General features: G+C 69.3%; 10 protein-coding genes. 6 read left to right on the top strand and 4 right to left on the bottom strand.

All coding sequences use genetic code 11. From position 1 onward, the window contains the following. The first annotated feature begins 52 nt into the window (after positions 1-52). Positions 53-892, top strand: coding sequence for an ABC transporter ATP-binding protein (locus C7C57_RS07105; protein ID WP_187978104.1), 840 nt, complete (start codon positions 53-55; stop codon positions 890-892). A 97-nt stretch (positions 893-989) separates the two neighbouring features. Here C7C57_RS07105 and C7C57_RS07100 read toward each other — a convergent pair whose 3' ends face one another. Beyond that, positions 990-1,823 carry a PIG-L family deacetylase gene (locus C7C57_RS07100; RefSeq protein WP_187978103.1) on the bottom strand — a complete coding sequence of 278 codons (834 nt, stop codon included), beginning with the start codon at positions 1,821-1,823 and terminating at the stop codon, positions 990-992. Beyond that, positions 1,816-2,970: a glycosyltransferase gene (locus C7C57_RS07095; protein ID WP_187978102.1), complete on the bottom strand. Its 1,155-nt coding sequence runs from the start codon at positions 2,968-2,970 to the stop codon at positions 1,816-1,818. The genes C7C57_RS07100 and C7C57_RS07095 overlap by 8 nt, the downstream gene beginning before the upstream one ends. A 189-nt stretch (positions 2,971-3,159) precedes the next feature. Here C7C57_RS07095 and C7C57_RS07090 point away from each other — a divergent pair, with 189 nt between their 5' ends. The 5 genes from C7C57_RS07090 to C7C57_RS07070 all read left to right on the top strand — a co-directional run bounded on the left by C7C57_RS07090 (position 3,160) and on the right by C7C57_RS07070 (position 9,781). Beyond that, entirely contained in the window at positions 3,160-3,675 is a 516-nt protein-coding gene (locus C7C57_RS07090) for an RNA polymerase sigma factor (RefSeq protein ID WP_187978101.1), read from the top strand. Then, positions 3,672-4,265, top strand: coding sequence for a methylated-DNA--[protein]-cysteine S-methyltransferase (locus C7C57_RS07085; protein ID WP_187978100.1), 594 nt, complete (start codon positions 3,672-3,674; stop codon positions 4,263-4,265). The genes C7C57_RS07090 and C7C57_RS07085 overlap by 4 nt, the downstream gene beginning before the upstream one ends. Next, a complete protein-coding gene (locus C7C57_RS07080) occupies positions 4,262-4,897 on the top strand; it encodes a DNA-3-methyladenine glycosylase I (protein ID WP_187978099.1) in 636 nt (211 codons plus the stop codon). The genes C7C57_RS07085 and C7C57_RS07080 overlap by 4 nt, the downstream gene beginning before the upstream one ends. A 240-nt stretch (positions 4,898-5,137) precedes the next feature. Then, positions 5,138-6,748, top strand: a complete 1,611-nt coding sequence (locus C7C57_RS07075; RefSeq protein ID WP_223144795.1) for a hypothetical protein — start codon at positions 5,138-5,140, stop codon at positions 6,746-6,748. A 30-nt stretch (positions 6,749-6,778) separates the two neighbouring features. Further along, a complete protein-coding gene (locus tag C7C57_RS07070) occupies positions 6,779-9,781 on the top strand; it encodes a DEAD/DEAH box helicase (protein WP_187978097.1) in 3,003 nt (1,000 codons plus the stop codon). A gap of 91 nt (positions 9,782-9,872) precedes the next feature. On the opposite strand, the gene C7C57_RS07065 is transcribed toward C7C57_RS07070, so the two are convergent. Together C7C57_RS07065 and C7C57_RS07060 are read right to left on the bottom strand one after the other, a co-directional pair. After that, positions 9,873-10,679 carry an ABC transporter permease gene (locus C7C57_RS07065; RefSeq protein WP_187978096.1) on the bottom strand — a complete coding sequence of 269 codons (807 nt, stop codon included), beginning with the start codon at positions 10,677-10,679 and terminating at the stop codon, positions 9,873-9,875. 52 nt (positions 10,680-10,731) lie between these two features. After that, positions 10,732-11,751, bottom strand: a complete 1,020-nt coding sequence (locus C7C57_RS07060) for an aliphatic sulfonate ABC transporter substrate-binding protein (RefSeq protein WP_187978095.1) — start codon at positions 11,749-11,751, stop codon at positions 10,732-10,734. Positions 11,752-11,834 lie beyond the last annotated feature (83 nt).

The following is an 11,834-nucleotide window of genomic DNA, read 5'->3' as shown; positions in this document are numbered from 1 at the left end:
AGCGTGTGGTGAGGATCCCCTTACTACCCCACCCATCCACGTCGGGAGAAACATGACCCAGCAGGCATCGACGCTCGCCCTCTCAAGCGCCAAGCTGCGAACGGACGCGGTCTCGATCGGCTACGATCGCCGGGTCATCAGCTCCGAGCTCTCGGTCGAGATTCCCGACGGCTCGTTTACGGTGATCGTGGGCCCCAACGCGTGCGGGAAATCCACCCTGCTGCGCTCGCTGGCTCGGCTGATCACCCCGAGCGAGGGCACCGTGCTGCTGGACGGGGGCGACATCGCCAAACTCGGCACCAAGGAACTCGCGCGTCGGCTGGGCCTGCTGCCGCAGACCTCGATTGCGCCCGATGGCATCCGGGTCGCCGATCTGGTGGCCCGCGGGCGCTACCCGCACCAGGGACTGTTCACCCGCTGGTCGGCCGCCGATGAGGCCGCCGTGTCCGCGGCGCTTGCCGCCACCAAGACCACCGAGCTGGCCGACCGCCTGGTTGAGGAACTCTCCGGTGGACAGCGCCAGCGCGTATGGGTCGCGATGGTCCTGGCCCAGGAAACCGGTGCGGTGCTCCTGGACGAGCCAACCACCTACCTCGACATCGCTCATCAGATCGACGTGCTCGAGCTCTTCCGCGACCTCAACCAGGGTGGACAAACCCTGGTGGCCGTGCTGCACGACCTCAACCACGCCGCGCGCTATGCGACCCATGTGATCGCGATGAAGGACGGGGCCGTGCGTGCCAGCGGAACCCCGACCGAGGTCATCACCGAGGAACTGGTCGAGGATGTCTTCGAGCTGCCCTGCCGCGTGATCACCGACCCGGTCACCGGCTCCCCGCTGGTGATCCCGCTCGGCCGCTCCACCACAACCGAGGCCCCCGCCACGCTCTAACGTCGGCCGCGGCTACGGTACCGACCGGGTGGCACAGGAACCGCCCGGTTGCGCGCAGGGCGAGCATTCCACGATGCGTAATCGCCGAAGAAAGGCCCTAGCGCAGCCGTCGGTATCGCTCGACCGCCTGCAGGTCCTGGTGCTGGCCGCCGGAGTGGGTGATCGAGGTCTCGGCGAGGCTGAACTGGCTGGCGTGAGCGGCGTGCGCGGCACGCACACGCGCCGTGTGAGCGTCGCGGCGAATTTCCAGGTCGAAGTCCGTGTCCGTCGGATCCAGCACCACAAACAGCGGCAGATCCAGCGCGGTGGCGACCCGCAGCGTCGCCTCGTGGGTGGCGAGGTGATCGGGGTGTCCGTAGCCACCGTCGGAGTCGTAGGTGACCAGCGCTCCGGGGGCAGACGTGGCAAACGTCGCGGACGCAGCCGAGGCGGCCGAACCGACAGAAGCTGAGGGAGCGGCCGAGGAGGCCGAGCCGACAGAAGCTGCGGGAGCAGCCGCGGAGACGACCCCGAGCAGCGCGCGCAGGTCGGCATCCACCTCGTCCGGGTCGGCGGCGGTCAGGGCCTCGGGATCCCGATCGGGGGCGGGAGCCGCCCGACCATCGGCGCCCCAGACCATGCCCGAGTCGCGGTAGTGACGTCGCCCCTCGCCCAGGTAGTGGTGCCGGGTCACGCCGAGCGCCGCCAGGGCCGCACGCAGTTCCTCGGCGCGCACGGAGGTCAGGTCGGCCCCCTCCGGAACCGAGCCGGGCACAATCTCGCCGCGTTCGCCACGGGTCGCGGTGATCACGGTCACGGGAATCTCCGCCTCGGCGAGCGCGGCGATCAGCGCCGAGGTGGTGAGCGTCTCATCATCGGGATGCGCGTGAACAAACGCCACCCCGGCGGCGAACTCGGCGGGCAGCGCACCCGTCCCGGATGGATTAGTCACGGGCCGGAGCCGCAATCAGTTCGGTGTACAGCTCTCGTACGCGGGCTGCGGCCACCCGGGAGTCGGTCTCCGCCGAATACTCGCGGCCACGCTGCCCCAGCTCGCGGCGACGCTCGGGATCATTCATCAGCGACATGATCGCCTCGGCCCACAGCTCGGGGCTGCGCTCATCCACCAGAAGTCCGCTCACACCCTCACGCACCGCATCCTGCAGACCACCGGCGCGCGAGGCGATCACCGGGACACCGCTGGCGGCACCCTCGGTGGCCACCAGGCCGAAGGTTTCCGAGTAGGAGGGGATCAGTACGATCGCGGCCGAGCGCATGGCCGCGGCCAGGTGCTCACGGTCCAGGCTGCCCAGCAGACGGATCTCCACGCCCGCGGCCGCCGCGTGATCGGTGATGCGGCGTCGGTGCGCGGGAGTACCCCCACCGGCGATGCGCAGCTCGGGACGCTCCTCCACGGGGATGTGGGCGAGCGCGTCGATGGCCAGGTCGATGCCCTTGACCGTGCGCAGGCGCGCGGCGATCAGCAGGTAGTCCCCGGCGGGTCCACCCGGGTGGAAGAGTTCGCGGTCCACACCCGGGGCCACCACGCGCACGTTGCCCTCGGTGATCTGCGCGGCCTCGGCCCGGCTCAGCGAGATGACCAGGTCACTCTCGCGGGCGAGCCACGCCTCGCCGCGGAACCGCTCGGGCTCCTGCGGGCCGGCCCCCGGCGGACGCAGGGTCGCGGTGAGGGCCGCCAGGGTGTGGAAGGTCTGCACGTGCGGGATGCCCCAGGCGCGGGCCACCGGCAGTGCGGCCATGCCCGAGTACCAGTAGTGCGAGTGGATCAGGTCGTAGCGCTCCCCGGCGGCCAGCTCGCGCGAGAACGCCTCGATCAGCGGCGGCAGCAGGTCCGGCTTGTCCAGGTAGCGGGGGTCGCCGTCATCGATCAGGCGCACCCGCAGGCCCGGCTCAAGCTCGACCACGGCGGGGTCGGCGGGATCGGTGCGTCGCGTGATCAGATCCACCCGTTCCCCGGCGCGCACCAGTGCGCGGGCGAGGGTCAGCAGGTAGATGGTCATCCCGCCGGCCTCACCGGATCCAACCGGTTCGAGCGGGGACGAGTGCAGGGCGACAAGCGCAATGCGACGAGCGGTCACGGCGATATTCCTTCCGAGGGCTCGCGGTTTCTGAGGGCGAGCCACGGGTCAACGTTACCGGCTTCGCCACCGACTTCGCGCACCCGCGACGGGCGCCCCCACAAATACCCGACTTCGCGCGCCCGACCTCACATTTTGCCGGTCCCGCGCGTTAGCCTGACAGAACATCCCAACCACCTCGAGGATCCCATGCCCACTCCCCTTCCGTTTGAAACCGCGATCGATGCGCACGGTGCCACCGTGCTCCGCGTCTGTCGCGCGGTCCTCGGCGGGCACGCCGATGCCGAGGATGCCTGGGCCGAGACCTTCGTGTCCGCGCTGGCCGACTGGGATCGAATCGCTCGGATCGAGAATATGCGTGGCTGGCTGGTGACCGTGGCCCATCGCAAGGCCATCGACGTACTGCGGGCCAAAAGCAGGCAGGGGCCCAGCCTCGATCTGGTGCCCGAATCCCCCACCACGCGGGGACGCCCCGAGGCCACCCATCTGGACCTCTACCGCGCCATCGCCGCACTCCCACCCGGGCAACGCACGGCGATCACCCTGCACTATCTGGCGGGCCTGCCCTATGCCGACGTGGCCGCCGAAACCGGCATCAGCCCGGCCGCCGCCCGGCGGGCCGGTGCCGACGGAATACGCGCCCTGCGCGCCTCCGCCTCCCTCACCCTTCCCTTCCCGATCGATCCGGACGGAGAATCCGCATGACCTCCCTCACCACCGCCCCCGAGGAAACCGACGTGCTCACCCGGCTGCGCGGCGATCTTCTCACCCATGCCACAACCACCGGAGCCCGCGAGGTGGCCTATTCGATCATCGAGTCCCCGCTGGGCCGCCTGCTGCTGGCCGCGACCCCCGTGGGGCTCGTGCGGGTCGCCTTCGAACGCGAGGATTTCGACACCGTGTTGGGCACCCTCGCCGAGAAGATCGGACCCCGCATCCTGCGTGATGCCGACCCGGTGGATCGCGCCGCCCACGAACTGGCCGAATACTTTGCCGGCGAGCGTCGCGACTTCGATGTGACCCTGGATCGCCGCCTGACCACCCCCTTCCGCGGCGAGGTTCAGCGCTTTTTGCCCTCGATCGAGTTTGGGCACACGCTCAGCTATCGCGACGTGGCCGAGGCGCTGGGGCGGCCGCGGGCGATGCGGGCGGTGGGGACCGCGTGCGCGACCAACCCGCTGCCGATCGTTGTGCCCTGCCATCGGGTCCTGCGCACCGACGGGCAGCTGGGCGGCTACATTGGTGGGCTGGACGCCAAGCGAGCGCTCCTCGAATCAGAACGGACCCGCGCATGACCCAGGAATCCAACGCCACCACCACCGACCCGATCAGCATCGACCTGATCATCGGCGAGGACGGCCTCGCCCGCCCACCCTGGGCCGCCGGGGACCCGCTGCTGCGCGCGTACTACGACACCGAGTGGGGCATGCCGGTCCGCGATGAGAGCGGGATGTTTGAGCGAATCAGCCTCGAGGCGTTCCAGTCGGGTCTGTCCTGGGCCACGATCCTGCGCAAGCGTCCGGCCTTCCGGGCGGGCTTTGCCGGATTCGATCCGGAGCGCGTGGCGGCCTTTGACGAGGAAGATATCGAGCGACTCCTGGGTGATGCGGGCATCATCCGCAACCGGCGCAAAATCGAGGCGACCATCACCAACGCCCGGGCGACCCTCGCACTGCGTGATAGCGGCCCGGGCCTGGCCGAACTGGTGTGGTCGTTCCAACCCGATCGGACCCCGCGGCCGCTGCGCTTTGCCGACATTCCGGTGCGGTCGGCCGAGTCCGAGGCACTGGCAAAACGGCTCCGCGCCGAGGGCTTCACCTTCGTGGGGCCCACCACGATGTTTGCGCTGATGGAGGCGTGCGGGATCGTGGACACCCACCTGCTGGGCAGCCACCGCCGCGGCACCTCGGGGATCTGGCCCCGGTAGCGGTCGAGCCCTCGCGACCGTCACCCCGCGTGCCCCGGCCCGCATCACGCCGGGCCTCATCACTGCCGCCGTCCGACGGCCCCAACCGCGGCGTGGACAGGTGAATCCTCAGCTAAAAAACGGCATACTGAATCCAGCGGTGGCGTCCACGGCCCTCCCCCGGCACATTCGTGCGGGGCCGGCCCCGCGGAAGGACTGCGGATGATGACGACGCCGGCGCCCCCGGACCCACGCACGCGTATGACACGCCTGGGTGCCGAGCTCATGGGGTGGGGATCCGCCCTCCTGCTCACCGTCATCGCCCTGGCCCACCTGGTCAACACCGACCGCGCCTGGCTCCTGTTCCACGACGGCGATTCGGTGTTCCCGCTGCTGGTCCACGCCTCGATCGCCGCGGGCGAGCCGCAGCACTGGGCGCTCTCCAGCGTGCTGTTCGTCCCCGAACTCGGGCTCTACTTCGTGTTGGCCGCGGTGTTTGGTTCGGGACCGGCGGCCCAGCTCGCCTTCGCCGTCTGCGCGATGCTGCTGATCTACGGGGCGCTGCGTTTTGCCGCGGGAGCCCTCCGGCGCGACCTCGCCCAACCCGGACACACCAACCGGGCGATCATCGCGGCCCTGGCAGGTTTTGCCGTGCTGGTGTTCCTCACCCTGACCGAGTCGAGCATCAGCCGTGGCAGCTTCGAGCTGACCACGCTGGTCATGACCACCACGTACTATGCGGCCACCACGATCGCGCTGCTGTACGGGGCCGCGCTGTGTGCCTGGATCCTCGCCTCCGCCGGACGGGACGCGCCCCGCGCGGCCAGCCACCCCCGGGTGGTCCTGGTCTTTGTTGTGCTGGGTCTGCTGGTAGCCGTGTCCACCCTGAGCAATCCCCTGATCGCCGGATGGCTCTGTGCGCCGGCGATCCTGGCCCTGGGTTTCGGGTGGCTGCTGCGGCTCCCGCGCTCCCCCAAGGTCCCGATCCTGCTGGCGCTGACGCTGATTCTCGGCACCGTGCTGGGATACGCCACCCGAACCGCGCTGGGCGATCTGATCGCCAAGTCCGCGGACACCTACGTTCGCCCCGATGGCCTCTCGATCTCGCTCGCCGCCTATGGCAAGGCCGCCGGCGAGTATCTCTCTACCGCGGGCGGAATCATCGGTGCCCTGCTCGTCCTGGTGTGCCTGGGAACCGGCGTGTTCCTGATCGGCCGCTCGGTGCGCGAGCGCCGCCCGGTCACCCTGTTTCTGGCCCTGCTCTCCGTGGGCGCACCGCTCGTGGTGGTGGGGGGCGGACTCCTGCTGGGAACCGACGCCCCGCGCTATCTGACCCCGATCTTTTTTGCACCGCTGCTGGCGGTGACCGCGCTGTTCGCCGATCATCGGGTGTGGCCCGGCTGGCTGGTGCGCACGGCCGAGATCACAGCCCGCCGCTACTCGGTCACCCAGCGCGGCGCCTCGGTTGTGCTGATCGCCGCGGTGATGATCGTGATTACAGTGGCGGTTGTGCCCGATCGCACCCGGGCGAATCAGTATGAGGCGGATGTGGTCTGCACGGCCACCTGGCTGTCCAACCACGAGGGGGTCGCGGTGGGGTCCTTCTGGGACGCCCGCCCGGTCAACGGCCGGCTCGCCGAACCGGGCAAGCTGCTGCAGGTGGACTATGCCTTCAACCGCTACATCTGGCTCGATAACCGGGCCACCCCGACGCCGCAGCGGGCGTCCGTGCTGATTCAGGGACCCTGGGGTGCGGTGAAGACCCCGTCCCTTCCCGTGGGCACCCGGGCCCCCAAGGTGACGCGCTGCGGCCAGTACACGATCACCGATTACGGCACCCCGGTGATCCCGATCGGCCCGCCACACGCCTAGCGTGTCGGTGCGGGGTGAGAGAATACCGGTATGCCCGATCCGTCGTCCCGCTCCGTGAACTGGCGCGACCGACTCATCCCGCTCGCGGCCACCCCGCGCCCGGACGAGCCCAAGCTGGCCCTGCGGGCCGAGCTGCGGGAGACCATCCCTCGGACGGCGGCGCGCTGGAATGGCCCCACCTCCCGGACGGCGACCGCGGCAACCCTGGCAAATCCCGCCCGTCACTCGCTGCTGCGCCTGGCCGTGCGTCCGGTGCTGCGCGGGGCGCGCGGATGGGTTACCACCGGGGTGGGCTGGACCACGATCGCGCATCAGCGTCACCGGCTGGGTCTGGGAGCCGCCGAACAGCAGTGGTTTGCACAGTTCACCGCCCTGTACCGCTCAAGCGTCCCGGCCGAAACGGGTCAGGATCCGCAGTGGTACACGCTGGACAATTTTGATAATCCCCTGCTCTGGCCACTGCTGGCCCAGGCCGCCGCACTGAACATTCCGCTGGTGGGATCGCGCACCAACCCCGAGGTGCGGATGGCTGCCTCCGCCCAGGTTTCGCTTGATCTGGCGCGAACGGATGGTGACGTCCTGGTGAGCCCTCGGGTCCTCATCGACGAGGACTCCGTTTCCCCCACCCGTGCCCGGGCGCTCGGCACCCACGGCCTCTATGCGCTCTCCGAGGCGGCCCCCTACTCCCTCACCCTGGCGCCTCTGAGCACACCGTTGCCCGCCGAGTATGCCGATCTGCTGAGCGGGCCTCCGCTTCGCATTCCACGGACCGAGCGGGCCGAGTTTGAGCGCGATTTCCTGCCGGCGCTGGTGGAGCGCGTGGAGGTCCGCAGCGCCGATGCGAGCATCCGCATTCCCGAGCCACGTGCCACCACCCTGGTGCTGCACGTGCAGCACGAACCGCGTCACGTGATGGCGCTGCGCTGGGAGTGGGAGCACGTGCGCGCGGGGGTCATCCCGAACCTTTCCGCGGTGCTCCCCGAGGGCACCCTGCCCGCGGATTGGCCGATCGATTTGGCCCCGGGCGCGGTTTCGAGCACCGGCTCGGGCAGCCTCCCCGCCCCGCGCAAGCTGCGCGACTTTGACGCGGCCGAGTTCTCCACCGAGCTCCTGCCGACCCTGAGAAACCTGCCCGGGGTTCGCGTCGAGCAGCACGGGATGTCCCCCGAGTATCGTCACCTCACCGGCACCCCGATCATCAGCGTGCGGGCCGAGCCGGGAACCCGCACCGACTGGTTTGATCTCGGCGTCACGGTCACCGTGGACGGTATTCAGATCCCGTTTGAACCCCTCTTCCGCGCCCTCGCCCGGAACGCCCGTCGACTCAAGCTGGTGGACGGCACCTACTTCTCGCTCAGGCATCCGGCCTTTGCCCCGCTGGCCGAGCTGATACACGCGGGCACCGATGCGCCCGAGTGGGAGACCGGAATCGGTGTGGGCCCCGCCCAGGCGGGTCTCTGGCGCGAGCTGGCCGACCAAGCGGACCACGTCGAGGCGGATCCCGCCTGGCAACTGCTGGTCGATGCTCTCACCGCCGACACCCCCGCCGACGCCCCCGAACCCGAGGGGCTCGCGGCCACCCTGCGACCCTATCAGCGCACCGGATTGGGCTGGCTGCGCTTCGGTTATGAGCACGGCCTGGGTGGCATCCTCGCCGACGATATGGGCCTGGGCAAGACCCTGCAGTGCCTGGCGCTGATCCGGCACGCACGCACCCAGAACCCGGAGGCCGGACCCTTTGTGGTGGTGGCCCCGACCTCGGTGGTGGCGAACTGGGCGGCCGAGGCGGCCCGCTTCGCCCCGGGTCTCGTGGTGCGCACGGTGCGCGGCACCCGTGCCTCGGGCGAGGATTCGATCGCGGCCCTGGCCGAGGGTGCCGACATCCTGATCACCAGCTACACGCTGCTGCGCCTGGATGCCGCCGAGTATGACAATCCCGCGCGCCCCTGGGCCGGGCTGATCCTGGACGAGGCCCAGGCGGTCAAAAACGCCATCTCGCAGACCCACGCCCGCGTGCGCGAGTTTCCGGCCGAGTGGAAGCTCGCCCTCACCGGGACCCCGCTGGAGAACTCCCTGGCCGACCTGCACGCACTCTTCGCGATCGTAACCCCGGGCCTCCTGCCTCCGGCCGCGCGCTTCACCCTGGAGTACATTCGCCCGATCGAATCCGAACCCGCGGGCATCTCCCGCGGTATCGGGGCCGGCCGGGGCCCGGCCGATCGTGCCGCACACCGACGGGCGCTGTTTGCCCGGCTGCGCGAGCGAATCCGGCCGTTTGTGCTGCGACGCACCAAGGAATCGGTGGCACCCGAGCTGCCGGAGCGTCAGGAGCAGATCATCGAGGTGGACCTCGCCCCCGCGCATCGTGACCTCTACGACGTCTACCTGCAGCGCGAACGCCAGAAGGTGCTGGACCTCCTGGACGACCTGGACCGGCAGCGCTTTATCGTGTTCCGCTCGCTCTCGCTGCTGCGCATGCTCGCCCTGGATCCGGCGCTGATCGATGCCGAGGAGCACGCGGATATCCCCGCCCGCAAGATCGACCTGCTGATCGAACACCTGCGCGAGGCCCACGCCGAGGGCCACCGGGCGCTGGTTTTCAGCCAGTACCCCTCATTCCTGCGCCGCATCGGCGACCGGCTGGCCCGAGCGGGCCTGGCCTGGGAGATGCTGGATGGCTCCACCACCCATCGACAGGCCGTCATCGATCGCTTCCAGAACGGCGACGCCCCGGTGTTCCTGCTGAGCCTGCGCGCGGGCGGGGTGGGGCTCAACCTCACCGCCGCCGACTACGTGTTCCTGCTGGATCCCTGGTGGAACCCGGCGGCCGAGAACCAGGCGATCGACCGGGCCCACCGGATCGGCCAGACCCGGCACGTGTTTGTCTATCGGATGATCGCCCGCGACACCATCGAGGAGAAGGTCCTCGCCCTGCAGCGCAAGAAGGCGGCCCTGTTTGACGCAATGTTCGCCGGGGACGACGCGGTGGGCGCCGCCCTCACCGCCGAGGACATCCGCGCGCTGCTGAGCTAACGCGCCGGCCGCTCCGAGCCTAAGCCCAGCGCCTATTAGCCCAGCGCGCAAAGAGCCCAATCAGCGCGTCGCTGAGCTTACCGAAACCTGTCTAAGCCCAGCGCTTATTAGCCCAGCGCGCAAAGAGCCCGATCAGGGCATCGCTGAGCTTGCCGATGATGGCCAGCAGCAGGATCGCCAGGAAGATCCGGTCGGTGCGGCCGTTGTTCTGCGAGTCCGAGAGCAGCCATCCCAACCCCATCGAGGCGGCCAGAAGCTCGGCCGCCACCAGGAACAGCCATGCCTGAGCGAGGGCGAGACGCAGGCCGGAGATCACCGAGGGCAGCACCGCGGGCAGCTGCACGGTGCGGAACAGTGCAAAGCCGTTCAGGCCAAACGCCCGCGCGGCCTCCACCAGGTTTTTATCCACGTGCCGCAGCGCCGCGGACACCGTGGTGTAGACCGGGAAGAAGGCACCGATCGCGATCAGGGTGACCTTGGACACCTCCCCGTACTTGAGCCAGATGATCAGCAGCGGCACCCAGGCCAGCGAGGGCACCGTGCGCAGCGCGCCGAGGGTCGGGGCCAGCAGAACGTCGCCGAACCGGGAGAGCCCCACGATCGCGCCGATGAAGAGCCCCGCCGCCGCACCGAACGCGAATCCGAGGAACACCCGCTGCACCGAGATCCCGATATTGGGCAGCAGCAGTCCACGCTGGGCGAGGTCCACCCCGGCGTTCCACACCATCGCCGGGGAGGGCAGCTGCGAGGTAGGCATGATGCCCAGGGACGCGATGGTCTGCCAGGCGGCCAGCAGGATCAGTGGGAGGATGGCACCGCCGAGCACCACTGTGAGGGTGCGGGAGCGCGGCGCACGCGTGCGCCGCGCGAGGAGGGTGGGAGCTGAAGCGTTAGTCATGACTCTTCCAAGGGATCATGGGTCGACCGCGCGCGGCGGCCGACCCATGCGATTAGGAGCGGTTGGTGGTTTTCGCGGCCCGGGCGAAGCTCGGCTCGAACAGGGACTTCAGGGCGTCGTCCACCTGGGCCTGGCCCGCCACATCACCGGTTTCCACAAAGACCGGGCCGATGACCTTGAGGACCTTAGCCTGGGCGTCTCCGGGCACCGGGTCCACGTCGAAGTTGGTGCGGTCGGTGATCACGCTGGTGGCCACCGCATCGTCCAGGCTCGCGGTCTTGGCCAGGATGGTTGCGGTCTCCTCGGGATTCTTCAGCGCCCACGCCCGCGCATCCGCATAGGCGTTCACCACGGTCTGGGCGATGTCCGGACGCTTCTGAATGAAGGACTCGGTCGCGGCCACCACGTCATAGGAACTGAAGTCCACGTTGCGGTAGAGGAACTTCGCGCCGTTTTCCAGCGCCCCACCCATGATCGGGTCGAGGCCCGCCCAGGCATCCACCGAGCCGCCCTGGAGGGCCGACCAGCCGTCTGCGTGCTGCAGGTTTTCGATGGTCACATCCTCGGGGCTGAGGCCCGCCTCGGCCAGGGACTGCAGCAGGAAGAAGTAGGGGTCGGTTCCCTTGGTCGCGGCGATCTTTTTGCCCTTGAGTTCGGCCACGTTCGCGACCGTGGAGTCCTTACCCACCACCAGGGCCGCCCACTCGGGCTTATTGGCGATCGTGATGGCCTTGATCTGCGATCCGTTGGCGCGGTTGAGCAGGGCCGCGGCACCCGCGGTGGATCCCACATCCAGCGCGCCCGCCCGCAGGCCCTCGTTGGCCTTATTCGAGCCGGCCGACTGGATCCAGTTGACGCTGACGCCCTGGGACTTCAGGTCCTCCTCGAGCCAGCCCTTGTCCTTGATGATCAGCGAGAGCGGATTGTAGGTGGCGAAGTCGATGTTCAGGGTGCCGCCCTTGGATCCACCCTCGGCCGGGATACCGTCCTCCCCCGCGCAGGCCGACAGGCCCAGGGTCGTGACCGCGGCGAGCGCGATGGCGGCAAACAGGGTGCGTGAACGGGTTTTCATGGGTTCCTCTGTGACTCTCGACGATGATGGACTATCAGCCTGGGGAGGGCTGGGGCGGAAACGGATGAGGTGCCGGCCCGGGA

This window comes from Mycetocola sp. JXN-3, from assembly GCF_014522285.1.
GTDB lineage: Bacteria > Actinomycetota > Actinomycetes > Actinomycetales > Microbacteriaceae > Mycetocola > Mycetocola saprophilus.
The sequence above is the reverse complement of the archived record's forward strand: the minus strand, read 5'-3'. Positions and strand labels throughout refer to the sequence as shown.

Bases quoted from the DNA above. Each gene is read 5' to 3' on its own strand.
- C7C57_RS07105 (WP_187978104.1), top strand. From the start codon at position 53: ATGACCCAGCAGGCATCGACGCTCGCCCTCTCAAGCGCCAAGCTGCGA.
- C7C57_RS07065 (WP_187978096.1), bottom strand. From the start codon at position 10,679: ATGACTAACGCTTCAGCTCCCACCCTCCTCGCGCGGCGCACGCGTGCG.
- C7C57_RS07060 (WP_187978095.1), bottom strand. From the start codon at position 11,751: ATGAAAACCCGTTCACGCACCCTGTTTGCCGCCATCGCGCTCGCCGCG.
- C7C57_RS07075 (WP_223144795.1), top strand. From the start codon at position 5,138: ATGACACGCCTGGGTGCCGAGCTCATGGGGTGGGGATCCGCCCTCCTG.
- C7C57_RS07070 (WP_187978097.1), top strand. From the start codon at position 6,779: ATGCCCGATCCGTCGTCCCGCTCCGTGAACTGGCGCGACCGACTCATC.
- C7C57_RS07090 (WP_187978101.1), top strand. From the start codon at position 3,160: ATGCCCACTCCCCTTCCGTTTGAAACCGCGATCGATGCGCACGGTGCC.
- C7C57_RS07080 (WP_187978099.1), top strand. From the start codon at position 4,262: ATGACCCAGGAATCCAACGCCACCACCACCGACCCGATCAGCATCGAC.
- C7C57_RS07085 (WP_187978100.1), top strand. From the start codon at position 3,672: ATGACCTCCCTCACCACCGCCCCCGAGGAAACCGACGTGCTCACCCGG.